The following is a 24709-nucleotide window of genomic DNA, read 5'->3' on the forward strand; positions in this document are numbered from 1 at the left end:
TGACATTTAAGTTCTCAAAAACCACGCCGATAAGGTGATCAGGTAGAACTCTTTTTACAGAGTTACCTGGTTTTTTGTGTCGCAGGTATGAGTCACTTAACCGTCTCTTTGTAGAAAGGCCACTGTCCATGTCTATCTCTATCTCCTCAAGTACTCCGGTACAAGCTCCGCAAAAAACCAACCCGCTGGAGGCGACAGACGCCAAACGGGGTGATAAGCCGACACCCCCACCGGCTGAGGACAGCACGTCCAAACCGGCCAGCACAGCACAGGCATTCACCAATGCCCTGGGGCAACTCACAGGCACCAACCTGAGTGTGAAGGCCTGATAGGGCAACCACACTCCAGAGCGACTGACAAGGATTTCAGCCATGGGTACTTTCGCCGTGACAGGAACTGCAGCGGGCCTGACGCCCTCAGGTCCAAGCCCAACGGCGATCAAAACGCCAGTGAACAACACAGTTGTACCTGCTGCAGGCACTGTGAACACCTTGGCACCAGCCAAGCAGCCAATCAAAAACAACCAGAACAGTGGAGCCAGCAACACCACGCCCAGCCCGGCTGAGTTGAATCAATTGGTGAGTGACATGCAAAGCAAGGTGCCGGTGGCAGCCAAAGAACTGCAGTTTTCTGTGGACCAGGAGAGTGGCAAACAGCTGCTGACGCTGACGGATAACGTCACCAAAGAGGTACTGTGGCAAGTGCCCTCAGAGGTGGCCCTGCGTATTTCAAAAGAGATGGACCGGTTTCAAAAAGGCTCACTGCTCAACCAGCAGGCTTGAGCAGCAAACAGGCTGTCATCCAGGCGGATGAGCAGCTCGGGGCTGTCAGCGTTTGTCTGGCAGCTCGATCTTGACCTCAAGCACTTCCAGATTGTCCTGGCGCTCCAGGTTGACCTTGATGTCGTCCTGATTGATCCTGACGTATTTGCTGATCACCGCAATCAGTTCACGCTGCAGATCGGGTAGATAGTCGGGCGTGGCCGGGCTGCGGCCGCTGCGCTCGTGGGCCAGGATGATCTGCAGGCGCTCCTTGGCCACACTGGCTGTCTTTGTTTTTTCACCGAGAAAAAATGAGAAAAAAGACATGCTTTATTTGCTCCCGAACAGGCGTTGCAACAGGCCTTGCTTGGGTGCGTCGGTGAAACGCATGGGTTTGTCTTCACCCAGGAAACGCGACACCACGTCCTTGTAGGCTTCTGAGACATCGCTGCCGTTCAGGTGCACCGCTGGCACACCTTGATTGGATGCCTGCAACACACTTTCACTCTCGGGAATCACCCCAATGAGTTTGATACGCAAAATGTCTTGAATGTCCTGCAAAGACAACATCTGGCCCTGGTTGACCCGTGCCGGGTTGTAACGGGTGATAAGCAGGTGTTCCTTGATGGGTTCTTCACCCGCCATGCCACGTTTGGTTTTACTGGACAACATGCCCAGGATGCGGTCTGAGTCGCGCACCGAAGACACTTCTGGGTTGGTCACCACCAGCGCTTCGTCGGCGAAATGCATGGCCATCAACGCCCCGGTTTCAATGCCGGCAGGTGAATCACAGACGATGAAGTCAAAGTCCATGGCGGTCAAGTCGGCCAGCACCTTGCCAACACCCTCTTGTGTCAACGCATCTTTGTCCCGGGTTTGTGAGGCGGCCAGCACGTAGAGGTTGTCACACTGCTTGTCCTTGATCAGCGCCTGGTTCAGGTTGGCTTCACCATGGATGACGTTGATCAGGTCATACACCACACGGCGTTCACAACCCATGATCAGGTCCAGATTACGCAGGCCCACGTCAAAGTCGATCACCGCTGTTTTGTGACCACGCAGTGCCAGGCCGGTTGCAAAACTGGCGCTGGTCGTGGTTTTACCAACGCCACCTTTGCCAGAGGTCACCACAATGATTTTTGTCATAACTACACAATCTTTCAAACAGGAATTCGGAGGTCGCTTATTGGCGACGTCGTCAGGATTTCAGGGATTCAAACAGCAGCTTTTCCTGGCCATCATCACTCAGCCGCACTTGTGCTGCTTTGCCCTGGATATCTGGCGCCAGCGGATTTTCGCTGGTGCGGTAAACCCCGGCAATCGAAATGAGTTCTGGCTCCAGGCAAGTCGAGAAAATACGGGCGTTGACGTTGCCACTGGCACCGGCCATAGCTTTGCCACGCAGGGGGGCATACACATGGATATGTCCGTCCGCCACAATTTCACCACCCTGGTTGACCATGGCCAGCACCACCAGATCCGCACCACGGGCGTACACTTTTTGCCCTGAGCGCACCGGTTTGTCAATCACCAGGGTGCCAGGTCCGGCCACAGGCACCTCACGCACCACTTCCCTGACCACCTCGGTCGGTGCTGCAACCACTTTTTTGGCATCAGCTGCGGGTTTGCTGCGGGCCACTTCTGGCGTCGCGATCACCAGACCCAAGGCCACTGCTGCTTCGTTGTTGTTGCTTGGATGACCACGAAATGCCACTGGCTTCAGGCGACAACTCTGCAGCGATGTGATCAGGGCCGACAGACCCTGCTTGTCCACTTCCACCTGGTGTTTGGCGCAGTCAATGACCACCGCGTCCTGGTCAAAAAAATCGGCGTTGTCGCTGGCAGGCCCATAACGCTTGAGCAATTCAGCCGCCACGGTTTGCAAATCGGGCGTTTTGGTGACCAGCGACATCAGCGGGAGCTGGGCGCTTTTGATTTCGAAGGAGTCAGTCACAGGTTTTGGAGGCGAAACGGGTAAAGCGCAGGGGTTGGGACAAGACAAATACCTTGTCGGGGATGGCGTCATCAAGCCAGGCCCAAATGTTACTTGATTGCACCCCAAAAAAAGGCGGGCAGGCCAAGGATATTTCACTTTATGCACAAGCTTCTTTGAAATTTCTCAGTATCCAGAAAACGTTGTCAAAACTTTGGCCTTGTCTTTATCCAAATCTTGGAATATCAAATAGTAGTAACAGATAGGCTTAATTCTTCTCCGTGGATAAGTCCGATTTATTTATATAAAACAAAGACTTAATAAACATCAATTCCTGTGCACGTACCTGTCTTGCATCTGCTACCGAAAACTGAACAACTTCACTTTTTCAATTTTTTTGTGGATAAGTCTTTTTTTCAAGACACATTATTCACAGACTTATCCAAGTCACCTGTTACAGCTTTGTCTCAGAGCTGTTGAGCCGCTTGGAATGAAAAACCAGATTCGGGCATAGCGGCGATCTGTTTGTGGCCGTTTGGTGAAAAAAACAGTCAGGCTTAGCTGCGTGCCGCCAGCTTGGTTCTGGCATCGGTGATCTCGTTGTGCACGACATGGACCTATTTATCACCATGGGTGGGTGTGACCAACAGGTCGACAAACTGGGTGATCACATTGGCGTCTGCTTCCGGCAACGAAATAGCTTTTACCGCCTCAGCCAGCTTGTCCAGAACCTTGCAGGCGTTGGCCAGCAGCCCAGCCAGGATCGTCACGAGGAGTGACTCTGAGGCGGTTCGCGAGCCGACCCTCGATCTTTCTCCGATGTCAAAAACGGGTGTCAAAACTTCAGCCCTATCTTTATTTAAATATTGGAATACAAAATAGTAGTAGTAGATAAGCTTTGCCTCCTTCCGTGGATAAGCTCATTTAATTCATATAAAACATAGACTTACAGCATTCCAATTCCTGTGCATGTGCATGTCTTGCAACTGCGCCCGGAAACTGGACAACTCCAGTTCAAAATTTTTTGTGTGGATAAGTCATTTTTTCAAGACAAACTATTCACAGCTTTATCCAAGTCGCGTTTGACACCTTGGCATAGGGCTGTTGAGCGTTTTGGGACGAAAAAAAACCAGATGCGGGCATCGCCCGGATCTGGTTGTTGGTTGTTGGGTGAAAAAAGCGTCAGGGTTTGCTGCGTGCTGCCAGCTTGGTCTTGGCATCGGTGATCTCGCTGCGCACGAGTTGGCTCTCTTGTGAGCCGCCAGGCAGCACCGTCAGCACGGTTTCCCAGTGGCGGATGGCAGTGCCGTAGTCAGCCGCCTGGTAAGCGGCTTGGGCTGCCATCATGAGGGCATTGGGCTGCTTGGGATCGATACGCAGGGCTTTGTTGACCAGAGCCAGTGGTTGACCCTTGAAATCGCCTTTGGCGCGTGTGGCCAACAGGTCGGCATACTGGGTGATCAGGTTGGCATCGGTTTCCAGCAGCGGGCCGGTCTTGCCAAAGGCCTGGACTGCCTCATCGAGCCTGCCCTGGACCTTGTAGGCGTTGGCCAGCCGGGCCCAGCCAGGGTAGTCATTGGGATTGTCTTTGAGGCGACTGGCGAGCCGCTCCACCATCTGATTGATCATCTCGGGTGTGGTGCTGCCATTGGCTGCGCCGGCGGGCACAGGTGGCAGTTTGCTGCTGTCTGCAGATGGCAACTTGCCCTGGGCTCGTGCGTCGTCGATATTGGCCTGGATCTGTTGTGCGTCAGCTGAGTTGGGGTCCAGCAGACCGAGCAATTTCTCCCATTGTTTGACGGCCGTTGCGTAGTCTGCCCGTTGGTAGGCGCTGATGCCCGACAACATCAGTCCGTTGGGATGGTCCGGGCTGAGTGTGAGCACCTCGTTGATCATCTGTGCGGCTTGGCCCTCCAGCTTGCTGCCGTTGAGGATGCCAAGCAAGGCTGCGTAGTCCAGCAACACATCTGGATCGGTGTGCACATAGTCGCCCGCCTTCTCAAAAGCCGCTTTGGCGTCTTCCAGCCGGCCCAGCACTTTGTAGGAGCGCGCCAGCATGGCCCAGCCTTTAGGGTTGTCCGGGTTGGCCTGCAGTTTGGCGGCCAGGGTGTCGACCATTTGTTTGACTTGCTGGTCATCCACTGCGGTGGACGCCACCCTGTCGATGGCGGTGGGTGCGCCCAGTTCTATGTAGATGCCGATGGCCAGCGCCGGTGTGGCCAAACCCATGAGCCAGGCGATGCGTTTGGCACTCCAGAAGCTGTTGCTGTGATTGGGCTGGCGAGATTCGTGGCTTTCCGTGTCGTCGAGCAAACGCAGTTGCAACTCGTCGCGGCTTGCTTCAAAGTCTTGTTGGCTGATGACACCACGTTCCAGGTCAGCCTCTAGCGCCTTGAGCTGGTCGCGGTGGATGTCAATGTTCAAACGCTCGGCAGAAACACCACGGTGTTGTGATGGACGCAGCAAGGGATAAATCAGCCAAGCCACCACCAACAGCGTCATGAGCGCTGCGATTCCCATAAAAAGAGTCATTTTGGAAGATCAGTATTTTGTAAGAGCGCTTGTGCCCTGGCCCGCTTGGTATCGTCAAGCACCTCGGTGTTGGCATTGTTCTGAGTCTGGCGGATGGTGCGGATCAGCAACCAGACCGCGCCCAGCAACAACAACAAAGGGCCAAACCACAGCAGCCAGGTACTGGGCTTGACAGGCGGCTTGTAAAGTACAAAGTCACCGTAACGGCTGACCAGGAACTCCTTGATTTCAGCGTCCGATTTGCCGGCAGTGATCAGGCTACGGACCTCGCGACGTAAATCGTTGGCCAGCTCGGCGCGGGAGCCCGCCAGGGACTCGTTCTGGCACACCAGGCAACGCAGTTCTTCTGCAATGGTGATCAGGCGTTGCTCCACCACCGGGTCGTCTGCCAAAGGGACGGCTTCGTTGGCAAAGGCTGGTGCCAGCAGCTGCCAGCAAAGAATCAAAGCAAACCAGACTTTCATTGTTGTAGTTCCCGGATCAAAGGCAGCAGTTTGTTTTGCAAGGCATCCGGCGTGAACGGGCCGATCTGCTTGTAACGAATGACACCCGCTTTGTCGATCAAAAAGCTCTCTGGCACACCATACACACCAAAGTTGATGCCAATGCGGCCATCCCGGTCGGCTATCACCACGTCATACGGGTTGCCAAAACGAGCCAGCCACTTCTGGCCATCCTGGTCCTTGTCTTTGTAGTCCAGGCCAACGATGGGGATGGTCTTGGTTTTGGCATATTCCATCAACAGGGGATGTTCTTCGCGGCAGGCCACACACCAGGAGGCCCAGGTGTTGAGCAACCAGACCTTGCCCAACATGTCTTGTTTGGTGATCTGCAGGGCCGGGTTGTCCAGCACCGGCGCAGAAAATTCGGGTGCGGGTTTGCCAATCAAGGGGGAAGGAATCTCGCGCGGGTCAAGCGTCAGGCCAATGCCCAGGAAAGCCAGCAACACCACAAAGATGCCCAGTGGGATATAGGCCTTTTTCATGTCGTGGCACCTTTCACCTCAACCCCTGTCCAAGTGCTCACAAGCTTGCGGCGGTAGCGTTTGTCCATCACCGCCATGGCACCACCGAGTGCCATCAACAGGCATCCGACCCAGATCCAGGGCACAAAAGGTTTGTGATAAACACGTACCGCCCAGGCAGGCGGGCCGCTGCTGTCGAGTTTTTCACCCAGTGACACATACACATCGCGTGTGAGACCGCTGTCGATGGCGGCTTCGGTCATTGGCATGGTGGATGAAAAATAGCTGCGTTTTTCAGGGTGAAGGGTCTTGAGCACCTGGCTGTTCTTGATCAGCTCCACCGTACCGACATCGGCGTTGTAGTTGGGGCCGGCTTTTTGGCTGATGCCGGTCAGGCGGAAGGTGTAGCCACCCACTTCGACCGTGTCGCCGACGGCCATGCGCACGTCTTTTTCGGTTTCATAACCCTTGACCATGGTGATGCCAACCACACACACCGCAATACCCATGTGCGCCACATGCATGCCCCAGAAAGACATGGGTGTCGACCGCCAGTGCAGTGTGTCTTTGAGTTGACGGTAGATTTGCACACAGGACCCCAGAACAATCCAGAAGGCCAGTGACAGGGCCAGCGCCACCAGTGCTGACCAGGACCCCGCCAAAAACGGTGCGCCGCAACCCAGCAACACCGACACCAGCGCCACCGGACTGAGTTTTTTGAGCAGGTTGCTCACGGTGTCAGTCTTCCAACGGGCAAAGGAGCCGATCACCATCAAGAACAGCACCGGCAGCATGATGGGCGCAAACACGCTGTTGAAATAGGGCGGCCCCACCGAGAGTTTGCCCAGGTTGAGCGCATCAATGATCAAGGGGTAGACCGTACCCAGCAAGACTGCGGCGGCAGCGGTGCTCAGCAACACATTGTTGAGCAGCAGAAAGGTTTCGCGTGACAACAGGGCAAAGGAACCACCCGAGCGCACTTTGCCGGAACGCGTGGCAAACAGAACCAGTGAACTGCCCACCACCAATGCCAGGAACAACAAGATGAACACCCCGCGTTTGGGATCGGACGCAAAGGCATGCACCGAGGTCAGCACACCCGAGCGCACCAGGAAGGTTCCGAGCAGGCTCAGCGAGAAAGCGATCAGTGACAGCATGATGGTCCAGCTTCTGAACAGACCACGCTTTTCGGTAACTGCCAGTGAGTGGATCAGTGCGGTGCCGATCAGCCAGGGCAAAAACGAGGCGTTTTCCACCGGGTCCCAGAACCACCAGCCACCCCAACCCAGTTCGTAGTAGGCCCACCAGGAGCCCAGGGCAATGCCAATGGTCAGGCAGATCCAGGCGGCGGTGGCCCAGGGCCGGGTCCAGCGCGCCCAGGCGGCATCGAGCCGGCCATTGAGCAAGGCGGCAATCGAGAAGGCAAAGGGCACCGACATACCGACATACCCCATGTAGAGCATGGGTGGGTGAAACACCAGACCCGGGTCTTGTAACAAGGGGTTGAGGTCACGACCGTCGGCCGGGATGTCCACCAACCGCAAAAACGGGTTGGAGGTGAACAGCATGAACATCAAAAAGCCCGCCGCAATCAGGGCCATCACCCCCAGTACACGCGACACCATCACATCGGGCAGCTGGCGTGAAAACAATGAGATGGCCATCATCCAGCCGCACAACATCAGCAGCCACAGCAGCAGCGAGCCCTCGTGGCCACCCCAGACGGCGGCAATCCGGTACATGTCTGGCAGTTTGGAGTTGGAGTGCTGGGCGACATACATCACCGAAAAATCGTTGGTGTAGAACGCGTAGGTCAGGCAGCCAAAGGAAAATGCGGCCAGCAGGCACAACACTTGGGAACCCGGGCGCGCCATAGCCATCCAGTCGGCACGGCCTTGCTGCCCACCGGCGATGCTCAACACCCCCAGGAAACAAGCGACCAGCATGGCCAGGATCAGCGAAAAATGTCCAATTTCTGGAATCATGGCGTTTTTTTTGTTAAGTGGCGGTGGGCCAGACCTACTTGAGGGAGCTGGCGGCCTTGTTCAGTTGTGCCTGGTCCATGGCATGCTGAGCTTCGGGCGGCATGTAGTTTTCATCGTGTTTGGCCAACACCTCAGAGGCGGTGAAGTGCCCGCTGCCATCGAGTTTGCCCTGGGCCACCACCCCTTTGCCTTCCTTGAACAGGTCGGGCAGGATGCCGGTGTAGGACACAGGAACCTCTTTGGCGGTGTCGGTCACCACAAAACTCACGGTCAGGTTGTCGCGCTTGAGGGAACCTTCCTTGACCATGCCACCGACACGGAAGGTACGTTCTTTGGGTGCCTCGCCAGAGGCAATCTGGCTGGGGGTGAAGAAAAACACCAGGTTGCTCTCAAAGGCATTGAGCACAAAGTAGGCGGCCAGCCCAATGGCGGCGAGGCCACCGGCAATGAGGGCGGCGCGTTTATGACGTGGTTTCATGAGGGTGTGGACGAATGGTGATCGTCGTGAGAGCTGGTTTCGTTCAAAAGGTTTCGTAACAAGGCCCGGCGTTGTGCACGCAGTTGCCAGATCTCCCCAAGGACCACCAGCGCGGTGATACCAAAACTGCCCCAGACGTAGAGACCGTAACCACCCATCTCCCAGAATTCTGCCCAGCTATGCCACTGCATGTTTCACCCATTCCGTATGACGTTCACGATCCAAAATGATGTTGCGCACCCGAAGCAGGGCGATGGCGATGGCGTACATCCAGAACGCCAGCACCATGATCAACATGCCACTCAGCATGGTGCTGGCCATGGAACTGCCTTTGAGCGACACCGAAGCACCCTGGTGCAGGGTGTTCCACCATTTGACCGAAAAATAAATGATCGGCACATTGACCGCACCCACCAGAGCCAGCACCGCACTGGCCTTGTCGGCCCGGCGCGGGTCGTCAATGCTGGCGTGTAAGGCCATGAAACCGAGGTAGAGAAACAGCAGGATCAGCTCGGAGGTCAGGCGCGCGTCCCAGACCCACCAGGTGCCCCACATCGGTTTGCCCCACAAGGCCCCGGTGATGAGTGACAAAAAGGCAAACAGTGCGCCCGTGGGAGCCAGTGCACAGGCCATCATGCCCGACAGGCGGGTGTTGAACGCCAGCCCCAGCCCAGCCCAGGCAGCCATCACCAGGTAGATCAGCATCGACAGCTGTGAGGCTGGCACATGGACAAAGATGATGCGGTAACCCTGGCCCTGTTGGGCATCCACGGGGGCCACAAAAAAAGAGATCCACAAACCGACCACGGCCAGTACTGTGGCTAGGCCGGCAAACCAGGGCCACATCTTGCCCGCCAGCACATAAAAACTTTGTGGCGAGGCAAACTTGAACCAGTGAACAACGCGTGTTTTCATTCCAGAGAAATCCTCAGGGCAGCGGCAGTGGCCATGGGTGAAAAAAAGAGAGACAGCACCAGCAAGGCGGACAGCAGCGACAGGTGCCCGCCAAATCCCAGACCTGCAGCATCCGCTTCCACCGCTCCGGCACCAAAAATCAGCACGGGAATATAGAGCGGCAGAATCAGCAGAGACAACAAAACCCCTGCACCGCGTACGCCCAAGGTCAACGCAGCGCCAATGCTGCCAATCAGGCTCAAGGTGGGTGTGCCTAGCAGCAGGCTCAGCATCAAAATGCCCAGCGCTCGGCCGTCCAGTCCAAACTGCAGGCCCAGCACTGGCGCCATTAGCACTAGCGGCACACCCGACAGCAGAAAATGTGCGAGCGCCTTGGCCAGCACCAGCAGGCCCAGCGGGGTCGGGGACAGCACCATTTGCTCGAGTGAACCGTCGGCGTAGTCGGTGGCGAACATGCGTTGTAACGACAACATCGCTGCCAGCAGTGCACTGACCCACAACACACCGGGGGCCATGCGCAGCAGCAAACTCGACTCGGCACCCACCCCCAGCGGGAACAGGCTGGCAATCACCATGAAAAACACCAACGGTGTCAACACCTCACCTTTTTGCCGCAGACCCAAGGCGATTTCGCGCCGGATCAGGGCCAGCATGACCGAGGCAGCGCCCAGTGGGGAGGGGGTGTGGGTCATGATGCGGTCAATTCCAAAATCTGCGGGTTGTGTGTGCCAACCGGCACCCGTTGGTGGCTGGTCAGCACCGCCAGTCCACCCTGGTCCAGATGACCAGCAATCAGATCAGACAACATCTGGATGCCGGCTTCGTCCATCGCCACATAGGGTTCGTCCAGCACCCACAGCTTGGCCGAGCTGAGTGCCAGCCGCGACAAGGCCACACGGCGCTTTTGTCCCTGGGAGAGGTGTCGCACCAGTTGTTGAGCACGCCCGTGCAGTCCAAACCGTGCCAGGACCGACTTGGCCTGTTGCGCGTCCAGGGCCACCCCAGACAACGCCGAGGTGAACACCAGGTTTTCCTGGACCGACATCGATTCCTGCAGCGCGTTGAGGTGTCCCAGGTAACACAGGTCTTGCCGGTAACTGTCACGCTGCGCGCTGATTGAGCTGTTGTTCCAGAGAATCTGGCCCGAATCCACCGGTGCCAGACCACAGACCATGCGCAACAAACTGGTTTTGCCCACACCGTTGGCACCGGTGACATACAGCCAGTGGCCCGCTTGCAGGGTGTGATCCACATCCCTGAAAAGCTGACGCCCACCCTTGGTACAGCCAAGTTTGGAAAATGTCAGGGTAGGTGAGGTATTCAAGAGCGTGCCAGCAACAAATGGCTCGAATTATCTTATGGCCCGCCCTTTGCCCGGGACCGCAGACGGCTTCAGCGGGTGATGACCACCTTTTGGTACAGACCACCGAAGTAGGTGTGTTTGTCGATGTGGCTGTAGCTGTCTGCAGGGGACAGCCATTCGGTGATCTCGTGTTGCCACAAGTCCATCGCAAACGGCTCCAGCGTGGTCAGGATCGGCACCATGATGTAACGAAACGGGCTGCTGGCCACCGGCTTGTGGTAATCCACAAAGATGATCTTGCCGCCCGGTTTGGTCACACGCAGCGCCTCGCTGATGGTCTGGCGGCGCACCTCCACCGGCATTTCATGCAGGAGGAAAAACACCAGTGTGGTGTCCTGGCTGGCATCCATAAAACCCATGTTCGAGGCGTCTTGCTGCAGGATGCTGACCTGGCGTTTGTCACGCAGTTTCTGGTGCAGGTTTTTGATCTGAACCGGTGCCACATCGATCACACTCAGGTGGGCCTGCGGGTCGAGGCGGCGCACGATGTGTTCGGTCAGGTTGCCATACACGCAGGCCACTTGCAGCACCTGGCCGGTGATGACCTCACCCATGTCCTGCAGCGCCAGATCACGCAGGCGCGAAAAATTGCCCCACAGAATCAGGTTCACCAACCACTGGCGCTCAAACACCCGCACCGCGTTGGGATGGGTATAGGCCCACCAGTAGGTCTTTTCCAGATAGTCTGGAACCACAACAGGGACTTGGGGAACGGTGGCAGCTGAAGTCAAGGATGTGTCAAGTGGGCGTGTGCTGGTTTTGTCGAAAATCATGAACAGACCTTGAATCAGAGAGAGCGTGATGGCGCTGCGGCCTACTTCAACAAAGCTTCGGCCCGCATGGCCGCTTGCACAGCCGGACGAGCCGCTACCCGGGTCGCAAAAGCACTCAAGTTGACCAGGGCTGACACATCAACGCCCACGTACTTGCTCCAACTTTGCACCACAAAAAGATAGGCATCAGCGACGGTGAACACCTCTCCCATCAGGTAATTCTTGCCATTCAGTTCACCGTCAACCCATTGTAGGCGGGCGTGCAAGCGGGTTTTGGCCAGCTCTTTGGCCTCGTCTGGCATGTTCGGTGTGAACAGGGGAGAGAAACCTTTGTGCAACTCTGTGGCAATGAAGTTGAGCCATTCTTGCAGCTTGTAGCGCTCAAACGTGCCGTTGGCAGGTGCCAGCTGCCGCTCTGGCACCAGATCGGCCAGGTACTGCAGGATCACCGCAACCTCGTGTAACTGCTTGCCATCGTCGAGCACCAGCAGCGGCACATAACCCAGCGGGTTGATGCTGTAGTAGTCGGTTCCGTCTTCCAGACGGTGGGTTTTGGTGGGTGCGGACACGGCTTCAAAAGCCAGCCCGGTTTCCTTCATCGCAATATGGGTTGCCAACGAACATGCGCCGGCCGAGTAATAGAGTTTCATGCGGTGTTCCAGAAAAAAGGGAGGTTGCCAACGCCACACCATGGCAACAACAGCGGTGCAGCGATGCTAACCCGCCCGCCTGTCCCAAACGTAGCAAGCGCCAGGGAAGCCCTGATATCGTGCATTGGAACAGCCAGGGAGTGGGGTGGCGGGCCGGCCCAGACGCCGGGGCGTCTGGGCTCATTCACTGCCCGTGATCGTAAAAAAAGTAGCTACTAGCCCTTATTACACAAGGGCTGGAGCCCAATTTAACGATGTAAGACCTTGGCGATCGGGTTGTGCCGCAGCCGGAAGGCGTCGGGCATTTTGGAGCCCAGCAGCGGGCGCAGGTACATACGGAAGGCGTCGGTCACATCGGTGCCGTTGGCGGTGATGAACTCGTCTTCCATGGTGCGTGTTTTGCCAGCCACTGTGGCAAGCGGCAGCAGTTCGTAGTCGACCGAATAAAAGCCGGTGCGTTTGATGGCCACCGAGCCATCGCGGTCGCCCCACATGGCAAATTGCACCGCTTTTTCGCCGACCTCGCGCGCCTCGCGCTGGTCCACGTCCGAGACACAACCGATGAACGAGCGCTGCATGTAGCCAAAGGTGTCACCGCGCACCCGTGTGATGTTGAGCTTGGACTTGATCTCTTCGCACAACAGATCGGCCAATGCACCATTGCCCGAGAGCTGCACATTGCCGTGGGCATCGTGCTCGATTTTTTTGGCCAACAAGGTGACGATGGGGGTGCCGGAGGCATCGTGGATGCCTTCCGAGACCGCAATCACACAGCGGCCAAAACGCTCGTAGGCCACTTTCACATCGGCGAGGAACTTCTCCAGCACAAAAGTGCGCTCGGGCAGGTAGATCAGGTGCGGGCCATCGTCCGGGAATTTTTTACCCAAGGCCGAGGCTGCGGTCAGGAAACCGGCGTGGCGACCCATGACCACACCCACATAGACGCCGGGCAGGGCGGCGTTGTCCAGATTGGCACCGGCAAAAGCCTGCGCCACAAAACGCGCGGCTGACGGGAAACCAGGCGTGTGGTCGCTGCCGACCAGGTCGTTGTCAATGGTTTTGGGGATGTGGATGGTGCGCAGCGGGTAGTTGGCGGCTTGAGCCTCTTCGCTGACGATGCGCACCGTGTCACTGGAGTCATTGCCACCAATGTAGAAAAAATGCTCGATCTGGTGGGCTTGCAACACCTTGAATATCTCGTGGCAGTAGGCGGCGTCGGGTTTGTCGCGGGTCGAACCCAGGGCGCTCGACGGCGTGTTGGCCACCAGTTCCAGGTTGTGGCTGGTCTCCTGGGTCAGGTCGACAAAGTTCTCGTCGACGATGCCGCGCACGCCGTGGCGCGCGCCGTAGATGTGTTCGATCTGGCCAAAACGTCGTGCTTCAAGCGCAACGCCGACCAGGGATTGGTTGATGACTGCTGTGGGGCCGCCACCTTGGGCGACGAGAATTTTTCCGGATGCCATGATTGTCCTGTTTCAAAAGGGTGTTACTGAAACTGCCAAGGCCCATTGTGCTCCTGAACATGTTTGACTTTGCTGACGAAACAGCCCGAGAGACGTGGTTTTGGGGGGCTTCGGTAAAATTGCCACAGTTGTACACAGGCGCCGGGCGAGCGCCGTTTTTTTTCCCGCCCATTCGATGGAAACACCATGCTTTATCCCCAACACTTTGACGTGATCGTCGTCGGTGGCGGCCATGCCGGCACCGAGGCCGCGTTGGCAGCTGCCCGCATGGGCTGCAAGACGCTGCTGCTGACCCACAACATCGAGACGCTGGGCCAGATGAGCTGCAACCCCTCGATTGGTGGCATCGGCAAAGGCCATCTGGTCAAAGAGGTGGATGCCCTCGGTGGCGCCATGGCCACAGCCACCGACGAGAGTGGGGTGCAGTTCCGGATTTTGAACTCCAGCAAAGGCCCGGCAGTGCGCGCCACCCGAGCCCAGGCCGACCGTATTTTGTACAAGGCAGCCATCCGCAAGCGCCTGGAGAACCAGGCCAATCTGTGGCTGTTCCAGCAGGCGGTGGATGACCTGATGGTCGAAGGTGACCGGGTGGTGGGTGCGGTGACACAGGTCGGCATCCGTTTTCGTGCCAGCACGGTGGTGCTGACGGCGGGCACTTTTCTGGATGGCAAGATCCATGTCGGCCTGAACAACTATGCCGCCGGGCGTGCTGGTGACCCACCAGCGGTGAGCTTGAGTGCACGCCTCAAAGAACTGAAACTGCCGCAAGGACGCCTGAAAACCGGCACGCCGCCACGCATCGATGGTCGCTCCATCGACTTCAGCCGCTGCACCGAACAACCCGGCGACGGCATGCCCGGTGGCATGAGCCCGGTGATGCCGGTCTTCAGTTTCCTGGGCCGGGCAGAACAACACCCGCAGCAGATGCCGTGCTGGATCACCCATACCAACGAACGCACCCATGAGATCATCCGCAGCGGGTTCGACCGCAGCCCGATGTTCACCGGCAAGATCGAGGGCGTGGGGCCGCGTTATTGCCCAAGTGTGGAAGACAAGATCAACCGGTTTGCCGACAAGGACAGCCACCAGATTTTTCTGGAGCCCGAGGGCCTGACCACCCACGAGTACTACCCCAACGGCATCAGCACCAGCCTGCCGTTTGACATCCAGTACAACTTGGTGCGCAGCATGGTGGGGCTGGAGAACGCGCACATCTTGCGACCCGGCTACGCGATTGAGTACGACTACTTTGACCCGCAACAACTCAAGAGCACGTTTGAGACCCGGGTTATCAATGGCCTGTTTTTTGCCGGCCAGATCAACGGCACCACCGGGTATGAGGAGGCTGCGGCACAAGGTTTGTTTGCCGGTATCAATGCCGCACTTCAGGCGCGAGCGCTGGGGGGTGGTGACGGTGCAAACAGTGCCGCAGGCCGCATCGACTACCAGGCAGACATCTGGGTGCCTGCACGTGATGAAGCCTATCTGGGTGTGATGGTGGACGACCTGATCACCAAAGGTGTGACCGAACCCTACCGCATGTTCACCAGCCGGGCCGAGTTCCGGCTGCAGTTGCGTGAAGACAATGCCGATGCCCGTCTGACCGAAGTGGGCCGCCAACTGGGCCTGGTCGACGATGTACGTTGGGATGCATTCAGCCGCAAACGTGATGCTGTTTCACGTGAAACAGAGCGTCTGCGCTCAATCTGGGTCAGTCCCAAAAACCTGGGAGCTGCCGAAGCTGAGCGTGTGTTGGGCAAGGCGTTGGAACACGAGTACAACCTGGCTGAGTTGCTGCGCCGCCCGGGTGTGAGCTACGCATCGCTGATGTCTCTGGATGGTGGCAAATACGCCTCGACCGAGCTGGCTTCTGATGTTTCACGTGAAACAGACCAGCAGGATGAGGCTTCCATATTGTCCGCCACGGTGATCGAGCAGGTGGAAATTGCCAGCAAATACTCTGGCTACATTGACCGCCAGAAGGACGATGTACAACGCGCCACCCACTATGAGAACCTCAAGCTGCCGCAAGATCTGGACTACATGCAGGTGTCTGCACTGAGCATCGAGGCACGCCAAAAGCTCAACCGCCACAAACCGGAAACCCTGGGCCAGGCCTCGCGCCTGTCGGGCATCACACCAGCCACGATTTCGTTGTTGACCATCCATTTGAAAAAAACCAAGTTCAAGGGTTTTGTGACACCCGACGACCGGCGTGCTGGGGCATCCGTTGCGTCGGCGCCGGAGGTCAACAGTGAGGTGGCTCAATGAACACGCTGGAGGCACCGCTGCGGCAGGGTCTGGCTGAACTGGGTTTGGCACTGACGGACGAACAGATAACTCGTTTGTTGGATTACCTAGGCTTGATCCAGAAATGGACCAAGGTCTACAACCTGACTGCGGTGCGCGCCCCGGCCGAGATGTTGACGCACCATCTGCTGGACAGCTTGGCGGTGATCAAGCCTTTGCGGCATCAGCTCACTGATGCAACGTCCGCATTCAAATTGCTGGATGTGGGCTCAGGTGCCGGTTTGCCTGGCGTGGTGATTGCCATCTGTTGCCCGGAGATCACGGTGCACTGCGTTGATACGGTGGCCAAAAAGGCTGCATTTGTCCAGCAGGTGGCGGTCACCCTGAAGTTGTCCAATCTTCGGGGTGTGCATGCACGGGTTGAGAGTTTGACCGACAAATACCAGGTGGTCAGTTCACGCGCGTTTGCTTCACTGAAGGACTTCACCAACTGGTCGGCCCAGGCCTTGGCAGAGCAGGGTATCTGGATGGCGATGAAGGGCAAACACCCGGCAGAGGAGATGGCGGCCCTGCCGTCCAATGTGTCTGTGTTTCACGTGGAACAGTTGGAGGTGCCGGGGCTGGGCGCGGAGCGGTGTATTGTCTGGATGCGGCCTGCGTTGATCGCTTGAGTCTTTTTTGCCTCGTAGGAATCAGCTGGGCGACGCGTTTTGCTTCGTGTCCCCCGGCCTTCGGCCTCCTCCTTGACCTACGCAAAGCGCATCACCCAACTGATTCGGGACGCTTCGGTTGTCGAGCGATTTGAAAACTTGTTCTCGGCAGTGGGCTCGGGGTGGGTGCCAAAGTGAGGTCAAGGAGGAGGCCGCAGGCCGGGGGACACGAACGGCGGTATCCACCCCGAATCCGCTGCGGGTAAGCCAACAACAGATGAGGGCGGGGCTTTTTCACCGCAATCATTCCAACGTAAACTCTCAGCTTCCCCTGTTCACATACTCCCATGCTCGGCATCACCGACTACACCACCTTTGTTGTCACCGTTCTGGTCTTCCTGCTGGTGCCAGGGCCGGGCAATTTGGCGCTGATCACCTCCACCAGCAAGGGTGGCATTCGGGGTGGACTGGCGGCCACGTTGGGGGTCATCCTGGGTGACCAGGTCTTGATGTGGTCGGCAGTGGCTGGTGTCGCTGCCTTGCTGGCGGCCTACCCGGAGACCTTCCATGCGGTGCAGTGGCTGGGTGCCGCCTACTTGGCCTGGCTGGGGTTCAAGATGCTGCTGGCCAAGCCGGGTGCGGCGCCGGTGCTGAGCATCAAACCACACCATTTCCTGCAGCAGGCGTTGATGATCACGCTGCTCAACCCCAAAGCCATTTTGTTTTACATGGCGTTTTTCCCGCTGTTTGTAGACCCGGTACACCAGCAGGGGCTGCTGACCTACGCTGTCATGGCTGCCACCATCGCGGCGCTCACCTTGGGTTATGGTTTGACTTCGACCTTGTTGACCCACTTCCTGGCCGAGAGGGTTCGTGCCAACCCGATGATCTCGCGTGTGCTTGAAAAGGTGGCTGGGCTTTTTCTTGTTGGTTTTGGCATCAAGCTGGCGGTGTCGCGCTAGTTTGGGTCGTCGCTGTTTCACGTGAAACCATGATCTTGTTGGATTTCTTTTTACCCTGAGTTTGTTTCTATGGCCAAAATCTTCTGCATTGCCAACCAAAAGGGTGGCGTTGGCAAGACCACCACCACCGTCAATCTGGCCGCAGGTCTGGCCAAGGTCGGCCAGCGTGTGCTGATGGTGGATCTGGACCCGCAGGGCAATGCCACCATGGGTTCGGGTGTGGACAAACGCAAGCTCGCGCTCAGTGTCTACGATGTGTTGCTGGAATCCGCCACGGTGCGTGAGGCGCGTGTACAAAGCGACAAGTTGGCAGAGGCGGGTTGTGGTTATGACATCCTGGCGGCCAACCGGGAGCTGGCCGGGGCCGAGGTCGAGATGGTCAGCCTGGAGCGGCGTGAAAAACGCCTGAAGACCGCGCTGGCCGAGGTTGACGGTGATTACGATTTTGTGCTGATCGACTGCCCGCCGAGCCTGTCGATGCTCACCCTCAACGGCCTGTGTTGTGCCAACGGCGTGATTGTGCCGATGCAGTGTGAATACTTTGCGCTCGAAGGCCTGGCCGACCTGGTCAACACCATCAAGCAGGTGCACGCCAACCTGAACAAGGACCTGGCCATCATCGGCCTGTTGCGCGTGATGTTTGACCCGCGCATCACCTTGCAGCAACAGGTGAGTGACCAGCTCAAGGCACGTTTTGGAGACAAGGTGTTTGACACCGTGATTCCCCGAAATGTGCGCCTGGCCGAGGCACCCAGCTACGGTGTGCCCGGTGTGGTGTTTGACCCGTCGAGCAAGGGCGCTTTGGCCTTTGTGTCGTTTGCCACCGAGATGGTGGAACGCATCAAAAAAATGTAGGCAAATGGGCTCTTAGACCAATCAGAACCTGGGCTATCCGCTATCAAAACAGACATGATGACACCTGAGAACATCCTCATCCTGCCAGGTTGGCAGAACTCCGGACCAGCGCATTGGCAAAGCCTGTGGCAGGCCCAGTTTGGCTACACCCGGGTGGAGCAGCACGACTGGATGCACCCGCTGCGGGGCGACTGGATGGGTCGCCTGGAAGAGGTGTTGCTGTCGCTTGACGGCCCGGTCGTGCTGGTGGCGCACAGCCTGGGTTGCCAGTTGGTGGCGGCGTGGGCGGCGCACTCCAGCCACACCCGGCTGGTGAAGGCCGCGCTGCTGGTGGCACCTGGTGATGCCGAGTGTGAAGAATTGCGCCCGGTGCTGAGCAGCTGGTCGCCGCTGGTGCTGAAAACCTTGCCGTTTGCCAGCACCCTGGTGGCCAGCAGCGACGACCCCTATTGCAGCCCAGAGCGGTCCACCCAGTTTGCCAAGGCCTGGGGTTCCCGCCTGGTCAACATGGGCGCACGCGGTCACATCAATGCCGAGTCCGGCCTGGGCGATTGGCCTGCCGGGCAGGCCCTGTTGCAAGAACTGACAAACATTTAAAAAAGGGACACACATGGTCACCAAAAAACCCAAAGGCCTGGGACGCGGGCTTGAAGCCTTGTTGGGCCCAACCGTTGACGAGTTGCTCGGCACCGATGGTGCGGCAGCCAGCGCAGCCAACAGTGGCCAACCGTCCACCCTCTTGCTCAGCGACATGGTGCCCGGCCAATACCAGCCGCGCACCCGCATGGACGAGGGTGCGTTGTATGAACTGGCCGAATCGATCAAGGCACAAGGCATCATGCAGCCGATCCTGGTGCGCCGCCTCAGTGATGCCGATGCAGACCTCAAACGCAGCCAGATTGCGCCCGACATGCAAGGCGGCGCCGGGCGCCCGGTGTACGAGATCATTGCCGGTGAGCGGCGCTTCCGCGCCGCCAAACTGGCCGGGCTGGAGAGTGTGCCGGTGCTGGTGCGCGACGTGCCGAACGAAGCCGCCGCCGCCATGGCGCTGATCGAGAACATGCAGCGTGAAGACCTCAACCCGCTCGAAGAAGCGCAAGGGTTGCAGCGCCTGATCAAGGAATTTGGCCTGACGCACGAAACTGCGGCACAGGCGGTGGGCCGCTCACGCAGCGCCGCCAGCAACCTGCTGCGCCTGCTGAACCTGGCCGAGCCGGTGCAGACCATGCTGATGGCTGGTGATGTCGAGATGGGCCACGCCCGCGCCTTGTTGAGCCTGGACAAGGCCATGCAGATCACCGCTGCCAGCCAGATCGCCACCAAAAAAATGTCGGTACGCGAGGCCGAAAGCCTGGTCAAAAAACTCGGCGCCGAGTTCTCGCTGGTGGCCAGCAAACCCAAAAAAGAAAAGTCACGCGATTTAAAACGCGTCGAAGAAGAACTCTCCGACCTGCTGATGGCCGAGGTTGAAGTGCGTGTCAAAAAACGTGTCAAACGGGCCGGGCGTTTGGAAGAGATGGGTGAACTCAGCATCTCTTTTGGCTCGCTCGATGAGCTCAATGGGCTGATCGAAAAACTGCAGAAGCTGTGACGTGAGCACCAGCTGGCTGGGTTGACCACGCCATGTGTGATTCGGGAGCCCTGTTGCCATGAGCCGCCTGTCCCGCCTCTGGCCCCTGCCTGCGGTCCTGACCTGGCTGGCCGCCTGGGGGTTGTTCACAAGCCTGTTACGCAGCGGCCTGAGCCCCTTGCTGGCCCTGGGCAGCGCCTGTGGTCTGGGCGTGGTCGCCAGCCTGCTGGGCAGCAGCTGGTGGCGGCGCCTGATGATTGGCCTGGGTTTCCCGCTGCTGCTGCTGGTGTCGGGCGCGGTGAGCCTGCCTGCCTGGGCCTGGTTGCTGCCGTTGTTGCTGCTGTTGTTGATTTACCCCTTGAACGCCTGGCGAGACGCGCCGCTGTTTCCGACCCCGATTTTTGCCTTAAAAGACCTTGCAGCCCAGGCACCTCTTGGGCAGGGTGCTATGGTTCTGGATGCGGGTTGTGGTTTGGGTGATGGCCTCAAGGCGCTGCGTGTGGCCTACCCACAGGCGCAGCTTCATGGCATTGAATGGAGTTGGCCGCTGCGGGGGCTGTGTGCGCTGCGCTGTCCGTGGGCCCGTGTGCGCCAGGGCGACATCTGGCAGGCCGACTGGTCGGTGTATGACCTGGTGTACCTGTTTCAGCGTCCCGAGAGCATGCCGCGTGCGGTGACCAAGGCTTTGGCCGAGTTGAAGCCAGGCGCCTGGCTGGTGAGTCTGGAGTTTGAGGCCCTGGCTTTGCAGCCCCAGGCCTGTTTGCGGTCGCCGGATGGGCGCCCGGTGTGGCTCTACCAGCAGCCGTTTATTTGACCAGCAGCACCGGCACCGGCGACAGGTGCACCACCTTGACGGTGACCGAACCCATGAGCAGGCCCACCACGCTGCCAAAGCCGTGGGCGCCCATGATGATCTGGCTGCAGTTTTTTTGCTGGGCAAATTCGACCAGGGTGGGCGCGGCCTCACCTACCAGGATGTGGGATGAAAAGTCCAGGCCACTGGCTGTCAGCTTGGCCTTGGCCAGTGCCAGCGCCTGTTCCCCGGTTTCGCGCTGGAAGTCGTCGATCGTCTCGGTGTCTATGAACCGGGTCACGTTCGTCGGCAGCGCTGGCTGCACGTTCACCAGGTAGAAGTGCGGGCTTTCCTTGCGGCTCGCGGCGTCTGTTACGGCGTAGTCCACCGCACGAGCCGAGGGTTCGGATCCGTCAATGGCAATCAGCTGGAAAGTTGTCATGGCATTGCTCCTTCAGTTGTCCTGGCCGCAAGCGGGTTGCTTCACCCGCTGCAGTCTGTTTTAGATGGAAGCCAGTTGCTGCGCTGCCTTGCGTTTTTGCAGCAACCGCCCCAACCCGATCACCAGCGACGCACCACACGCAGCAGCGGCGTAATGCAGCCAATGGTTGTGTTCCATCAGGCCTTTGAGTGCCACGTCGCTGGCCAGGGTTTCACCACCGACCCAGCCAATCAGCGCGGCACCCAGGGTCACGATGATCGGGAAACGTTCCATCAGCTTGATCATCAGCGTGCTGCCAAACACCACCAGCGGGATGCTGATGGCCAGACCAATGATGAGCAGCGCGGTGCTGCCCTGGGCGGCGGCGGCCACCGCAATGACGTTGTCCAGGCTCATCACAATGTCGGCAATCAGGATGGTGCGGATCGCCGTCATCAGACTGCCGCTGGCCTTGACGGCGTCATCACCGTGTTCATCGTCACCTAGCAACTGCAGGCCGATCCACAGCAACAACAAGCCACCCACAATTTGCAGGTAGGGCAGTTTCAGCAACTGCACCGCAACCACGGTCAGCAGGACACGCAAGACCACCGCTGCCCCGGCACCAAACAGGACCGCCTTCTTTTGTTGTTCCACCGGTACGGCACGTGCCGCCAGGGCAATCACCACCGCGTTGTCACCTGACAGGATGATGTTGATCCAAATGATTTTGATCAGGTTGATCCAGAAATCCGCACTTTGCAGCAATTCCATCTGCTTATCTCCAAGTTTGAGCCTACCAACATAAATAGGCGCCTATTGTCGCAGAATAAAACGCTGTTTCAAATTTTTAAAAGGATGCGGAAATTTCCCCGCTCGCCTGACTGAACCCCAGCAGTGCGTGCTGTGGACGCAGATGGCTCATGTTTTTGAACCACGAAGCTGGGCCTGGACCCCCGAGCACAGACGGTGGCAGGCAGGTCGAGGTTTTTGGCACCTAGTCGGCCATCGCCAACAGGGTCAGCCCAATCAGACCTGCGATACCGGCTGGCAGGACAAATCGCTCTGCCGTTGACACCGCATCACCGGGGATCAACTCGACCGGGACCGTGGTCAACTCCACCACGCGGTTGGTCACGGAGGTTTCAAGCATGCGTGTGAGCGAGTCTTTGCGGGAGGTCGCCATCACAATCAGATCACAGCCCAGGCGCCTCGCCATGTCGGTGATCACGTCGGCTTTTTGCCCCACTTCCATGTGGACGTTGTAGCGCACGTTGGCCGCATCCAGCAGCTTGCAGACCGGTTGCAGTACCTTTTCCGACTCCGTCTGGTGGTAACTGTCGCGAATCTTGTGGCTCACAAAACGGCCTACCTTCTTGGAAAACGGATGCTGAACGTTGAGCAAATGGATCTCCAACGCCCCGTTCTTGCGACAGGCGTTGATCACATGCTGCGCGGCGTGAAGCGCGTTGTGGGAGTCATCTATTGGAACAAGGATCTTCTCCATGATGCTTTCTCCTTCGCAGTGGGTTGACGATGACAAGTGTTCAAGCCGACTCTTCTTCCAACAAGCCAGTCTGGCGCTGATGCGTGACTCCAGGCGATGGTGGTTCGCCACAAACCCTGACCACAAAACCCCAAACATGGTGGTGATGTAGATCAACGGCACGGTGAACGGGTAGGCCGACAGTGCCTCCTGGAGCATCGGCTCGGAGCTCATCATCTTGGCCGCCGTGAAGGCCAGCACCCCCGCACCGACGTACACCAGGGAGGGATGCCGTTCAATGTAGGTCAGCAGGATGCTGCTGCCCCAGAGCAGGATCGGGATGCTGATCAGCAAACCGAGAATCACCAGGGCAAAACTTCCATGCGCGGCTCCGGCAACACCAAGCACGTTGTCCATCCCCATGACCATGTCGGCCACCACGATGGTTCGAATCGCAGCCCAGAAAGTCGAGGCGCCCTTGATGTGGCTGAGATCTCCTTTGTCGGGCTCAGGCATCAGTAACTTGTGGGCAATCCAGACCAGCATCGCACCGCCCAGGAACAGCAGCCCTGGAAATTGCAGCAGCCACACCACAACCAAGGTCAGCAGGCTGCGGATGATGACCGCACCCACGGCCCCGAAGATCATGGCCTTGCGCTGGAGGTGACGCGGCACATTGCGCGCGGCCAATGCAATCACAATGGCGTTGTCACCGGCCAGGACCAGATCAATGGTCACGATGGCGAGCAGGGCGGTTGCAAACTCAAGGCTGAAGATGTCCATTTCTCACACTTTCCAGGCCAGTCTGTTGTCTGGCCAAACCAATCACGTGCAAGGCACACCATGACGGGGTTCAAAGCGCTTGCTGTTTCTGTGGAAGGACAGTCTAGGCGGCCACAAAGAATCTGACAAATCGGATATTTTTGTATTTATCATCAGTTTTTTAGATGCTTTTGGGTCATGAGCAACCTGAACTACAAACACCTGCGCTACTTCTGGGCGGTCGCCAAGTCAGGCGCCATTGTTCGGGCCAGCGAGCAGTTGCACCTGACACCCCAGGCCATCAGTGGGCAACTCGGCGAGTTTGAGGCCAGCCTGGGTGTATCGCTGTTCCGCCATGTGGGTCGCGGGCTGGAGTTGACCGAAGCAGGTCGGCGCATCTTTCACTACGCCGACGACATTTTTGCGCTGGGCGATGAGTTGCTCGGCGCCGCGCAAGATGAATCTGCTCCCCCCGCCTTCAAGGTCGGTATTGCCGATTCGGTGGCCAAATCGGTCGCTTACCACCTGGTTGAACCGGCCCTGCACTTGTCTGAGCCCGTGCGTCTGGTGTGTCGGGAAGGTCGCCTTGACGCCCTGCTGGCAGAGCTGGCCATCCAGCGCCTGGACATGGTGATCGCTGACCGCCCCATGCCAAGCAATCTCAAGGTGCGAGCGTTCAACCATATTTTGGGAGAAAGCCACCTGACCCTGTTTGGCGCATCTGCGCTGACCCAACATCTGCAGAAACCCTTTCCCGAGTTCCTGAATGGCGCGCCATTTCTGATGCCCGGAGAAGATGCTGCGATCAGGTCGAGGCTCGAACAATGGCTGGAGTCTCAGCGTCTGCGCCCGCGCATTGTGGGCGAGTTCGACGACAGCGCGCTGCTCAAGGCATTTGGACAAGCTGGTGTTGGCTTTTTTGTGGGCCCCTCTGCGATTGCCGACTACATCAGCGGGCAGTTTTCAGTGGATGCGCTCGGTGTCATTGACGCGATCAGCGAACAGGTGTTTGCGATCACCACCGAGCGCAAGCTGACCCACCCAGCCGTTGTTGCCATCCGCGATGCGGCGCGCAACGACGTGTTTGCTGCGGTACCCTAAAGCGCCAATAGAGCTGATTTTCCGGCCAGGTGCAGACCGGCA

Annotated in this window: 29 protein-coding genes and 1 pseudogene; 10 read left to right on the forward strand and 20 right to left on the reverse strand. The window is 58.1% G+C overall.

The features are described 5' to 3' along the window. Positions 1–128: 128 nt before the first annotated feature. Both RF819_RS10555 and RF819_RS10560 read left to right on the forward strand, forming a co-directional pair. Positions 129–329: a hypothetical protein gene (locus RF819_RS10555; protein ID WP_078364949.1), complete on the forward strand. Its 201-nt coding sequence runs from the start codon at positions 129–131 to the stop codon at positions 327–329. Positions 330–482: 153 nt separating this feature from the next. Further along, entirely contained in the window at positions 483–782 is a 300-nt protein-coding gene (locus RF819_RS10560; RefSeq protein WP_158081259.1) for a flagellar protein FlaG, read from the forward strand. A gap of 45 nt (positions 783–827) precedes the next feature. Here RF819_RS10560 and minE read toward each other — a convergent pair whose 3' ends face one another. From minE to RF819_RS10635, 16 genes are all read right to left on the reverse strand, one after another. Further along, on the reverse strand, positions 828–1088 hold the full coding sequence (minE, locus tag RF819_RS10565) for a cell division topological specificity factor MinE (RefSeq protein ID WP_078364951.1): 261 nt from the start codon (positions 1086–1088) through the stop codon (positions 828–830). A 3-nt stretch (positions 1089–1091) separates the two neighbouring features. Beyond that, a complete protein-coding gene (gene minD, locus RF819_RS10570) occupies positions 1092–1907 on the reverse strand; it encodes a septum site-determining protein MinD (RefSeq protein WP_078364952.1) in 816 nt (271 codons plus the stop codon). 52 nt (positions 1908–1959) lie between these two features. Further along, positions 1960–2715 carry a septum site-determining protein MinC gene (minC, locus tag RF819_RS10575; RefSeq protein WP_280522497.1) on the reverse strand — a complete coding sequence of 252 codons (756 nt, stop codon included), beginning with the start codon at positions 2713–2715 and terminating at the stop codon, positions 1960–1962. Positions 2716–3311: 596 nt separating this feature from the next. After that, positions 3312–3464, reverse strand: coding sequence for a hypothetical protein (locus RF819_RS21305; RefSeq protein ID WP_158081260.1), 153 nt, complete (start codon positions 3462–3464; stop codon positions 3312–3314). 412 nt (positions 3465–3876) lie between these two features. Next, complete coding sequence (gene ccmI / locus RF819_RS10580; protein WP_158081261.1) at positions 3877–5214, reverse strand: c-type cytochrome biogenesis protein CcmI; 1338 nt, start codon at positions 5212–5214, stop codon at positions 3877–3879. A gap of 8 nt (positions 5215–5222) precedes the next feature. Further along, positions 5223–5690: a cytochrome c-type biogenesis protein gene (locus RF819_RS10585; RefSeq protein WP_078364955.1), complete on the reverse strand. Its 468-nt coding sequence runs from the start codon at positions 5688–5690 to the stop codon at positions 5223–5225. After that, the gene (locus RF819_RS10590; protein ID WP_078364956.1) at positions 5687–6211 is read right to left on the reverse strand and encodes a DsbE family thiol:disulfide interchange protein; all 525 of its coding nucleotides are present in this window, start codon (positions 6209–6211) and stop codon (positions 5687–5689) included. The genes RF819_RS10585 and RF819_RS10590 overlap by 4 nt, the downstream gene beginning before the upstream one ends. Continuing rightward, complete coding sequence (locus RF819_RS10595; protein WP_078364957.1) at positions 6208–8175, reverse strand: heme lyase CcmF/NrfE family subunit; 1968 nt, start codon at positions 8173–8175, stop codon at positions 6208–6210. Before RF819_RS10595 ends, RF819_RS10590 begins: the two co-directional genes overlap by 4 nt. Positions 8176–8209: 34 nt before the next feature. Next, the gene (gene ccmE / locus RF819_RS10600) at positions 8210–8653 is read right to left on the reverse strand and encodes a cytochrome c maturation protein CcmE (RefSeq protein WP_078364958.1); all 444 of its coding nucleotides are present in this window, start codon (positions 8651–8653) and stop codon (positions 8210–8212) included. Beyond that, positions 8650–8844 (reverse strand): heme exporter protein CcmD, encoded by a 195-nt coding sequence (ccmD, locus tag RF819_RS10605; RefSeq protein ID WP_078364959.1) that lies wholly within the window; start codon positions 8842–8844, stop codon positions 8650–8652. Before ccmD ends, ccmE begins: the two co-directional genes overlap by 4 nt. Then, on the reverse strand, positions 8831–9568 hold the full coding sequence (gene ccmC, locus RF819_RS10610) for a heme ABC transporter permease CcmC (protein WP_078364960.1): 738 nt from the start codon (positions 9566–9568) through the stop codon (positions 8831–8833). Before ccmC ends, ccmD begins: the two co-directional genes overlap by 14 nt. Further along, positions 9565–10260: a heme exporter protein CcmB gene (ccmB, locus tag RF819_RS10615; RefSeq protein ID WP_078364961.1), complete on the reverse strand. Its 696-nt coding sequence runs from the start codon at positions 10258–10260 to the stop codon at positions 9565–9567. Before ccmB ends, ccmC begins: the two co-directional genes overlap by 4 nt. Beyond that, on the reverse strand, positions 10257–10892 hold the full coding sequence (ccmA, locus tag RF819_RS10620; protein WP_078364962.1) for a cytochrome c biogenesis heme-transporting ATPase CcmA: 636 nt from the start codon (positions 10890–10892) through the stop codon (positions 10257–10259). Before ccmA ends, ccmB begins: the two co-directional genes overlap by 4 nt. Before the next feature lie 68 nt (positions 10893–10960). After that, positions 10961–11704, reverse strand: coding sequence for a rhodoquinone biosynthesis methyltransferase RquA (rquA, locus tag RF819_RS10625; protein ID WP_078364963.1), 744 nt, complete (start codon positions 11702–11704; stop codon positions 10961–10963). Between the two features lie 41 nt (positions 11705–11745). After that, a complete protein-coding gene (gene gstA, locus RF819_RS10630) occupies positions 11746–12354 on the reverse strand; it encodes a glutathione transferase GstA (RefSeq protein WP_078366893.1) in 609 nt (202 codons plus the stop codon). Between the two features lie 248 nt (positions 12355–12602). Continuing rightward, the gene (locus tag RF819_RS10635) at positions 12603–13817 is read right to left on the reverse strand and encodes a 6-phosphofructokinase (RefSeq protein WP_078364964.1); all 1215 of its coding nucleotides are present in this window, start codon (positions 13815–13817) and stop codon (positions 12603–12605) included. A gap of 186 nt (positions 13818–14003) precedes the next feature. On the opposite strand from RF819_RS10635, the gene mnmG reads away from it, so the two are divergent. The 7 genes from mnmG (at position 14004) to RF819_RS10670 (ending at position 20918) form a co-directional block, all read left to right on the forward strand. Next, positions 14004–16088: a tRNA uridine-5-carboxymethylaminomethyl(34) synthesis enzyme MnmG gene (mnmG, locus tag RF819_RS10640; RefSeq protein ID WP_078364965.1), complete on the forward strand. Its 2085-nt coding sequence runs from the start codon at positions 14004–14006 to the stop codon at positions 16086–16088. Further along, positions 16085–16738 (forward strand): 16S rRNA (guanine(527)-N(7))-methyltransferase RsmG, encoded by a 654-nt coding sequence (rsmG, locus tag RF819_RS10645; protein WP_078364966.1) that lies wholly within the window; start codon positions 16085–16087, stop codon positions 16736–16738. The genes mnmG and rsmG overlap by 4 nt, the downstream gene beginning before the upstream one ends. A 326-nt stretch (positions 16739–17064) precedes the next feature. Beyond that, positions 17065–17679: a LysE family transporter gene (locus RF819_RS10650; protein ID WP_078364967.1), complete on the forward strand. Its 615-nt coding sequence runs from the start codon at positions 17065–17067 to the stop codon at positions 17677–17679. A gap of 69 nt (positions 17680–17748) precedes the next feature. Continuing rightward, the gene (locus tag RF819_RS10655) at positions 17749–18534 is read left to right on the forward strand and encodes a ParA family protein (RefSeq protein WP_078364968.1); all 786 of its coding nucleotides are present in this window, start codon (positions 17749–17751) and stop codon (positions 18532–18534) included. Between the two features lie 57 nt (positions 18535–18591). Continuing rightward, positions 18592–19131, forward strand: coding sequence for an RBBP9/YdeN family alpha/beta hydrolase (locus tag RF819_RS10660; RefSeq protein ID WP_078366894.1), 540 nt, complete (start codon positions 18592–18594; stop codon positions 19129–19131). Positions 19132–19144: 13 nt separating this feature from the next. Next, complete coding sequence (locus RF819_RS10665) at positions 19145–20125, forward strand: ParB/RepB/Spo0J family partition protein (protein WP_078364969.1); 981 nt, start codon at positions 19145–19147, stop codon at positions 20123–20125. 58 nt (positions 20126–20183) lie between these two features. After that, positions 20184–20918: a class I SAM-dependent methyltransferase gene (locus RF819_RS10670; RefSeq protein WP_078364970.1), complete on the forward strand. Its 735-nt coding sequence runs from the start codon at positions 20184–20186 to the stop codon at positions 20916–20918. On the opposite strand, the gene RF819_RS10675 is transcribed toward RF819_RS10670, so the two are convergent. From RF819_RS10675 to RF819_RS21415, 4 genes and pseudogenes are all read right to left on the reverse strand, one after another. Further along, on the reverse strand, positions 20911–21339 hold the full coding sequence (locus tag RF819_RS10675; protein WP_078364971.1) for a universal stress protein: 429 nt from the start codon (positions 21337–21339) through the stop codon (positions 20911–20913). The two genes, RF819_RS10670 and RF819_RS10675, sit on opposite strands and share 8 nt — an antisense overlap. A gap of 60 nt (positions 21340–21399) precedes the next feature. Continuing rightward, entirely contained in the window at positions 21400–22092 is a 693-nt protein-coding gene (locus RF819_RS10680; RefSeq protein ID WP_078364972.1) for a YjbE family putative metal transport protein, read from the reverse strand. Between the two features lie 223 nt (positions 22093–22315). After that, the gene (locus tag RF819_RS21410; protein ID WP_169906476.1) at positions 22316–22825 is read right to left on the reverse strand and encodes a universal stress protein; all 510 of its coding nucleotides are present in this window, start codon (positions 22823–22825) and stop codon (positions 22316–22318) included. A gap of 93 nt (positions 22826–22918) precedes the next feature. Next, positions 22919–23587, reverse strand: a pseudogene (locus tag RF819_RS21415) (TerC family protein); the annotation flags it as partial. A gap of 177 nt (positions 23588–23764) precedes the next feature. Here RF819_RS21415 and nhaR point away from each other — a divergent pair. Continuing rightward, complete coding sequence (gene nhaR, locus RF819_RS10690) at positions 23765–24667, forward strand: transcriptional activator NhaR (protein WP_078364974.1); 903 nt, start codon at positions 23765–23767, stop codon at positions 24665–24667. Positions 24668–24709 lie beyond the last annotated feature (42 nt).

The sequence above is a fragment of the Rhodoferax fermentans genome (assembly GCF_002017865.1).
Lineage (GTDB): Bacteria > Pseudomonadota > Gammaproteobacteria > Burkholderiales > Burkholderiaceae_C > Rhodoferax > Rhodoferax fermentans.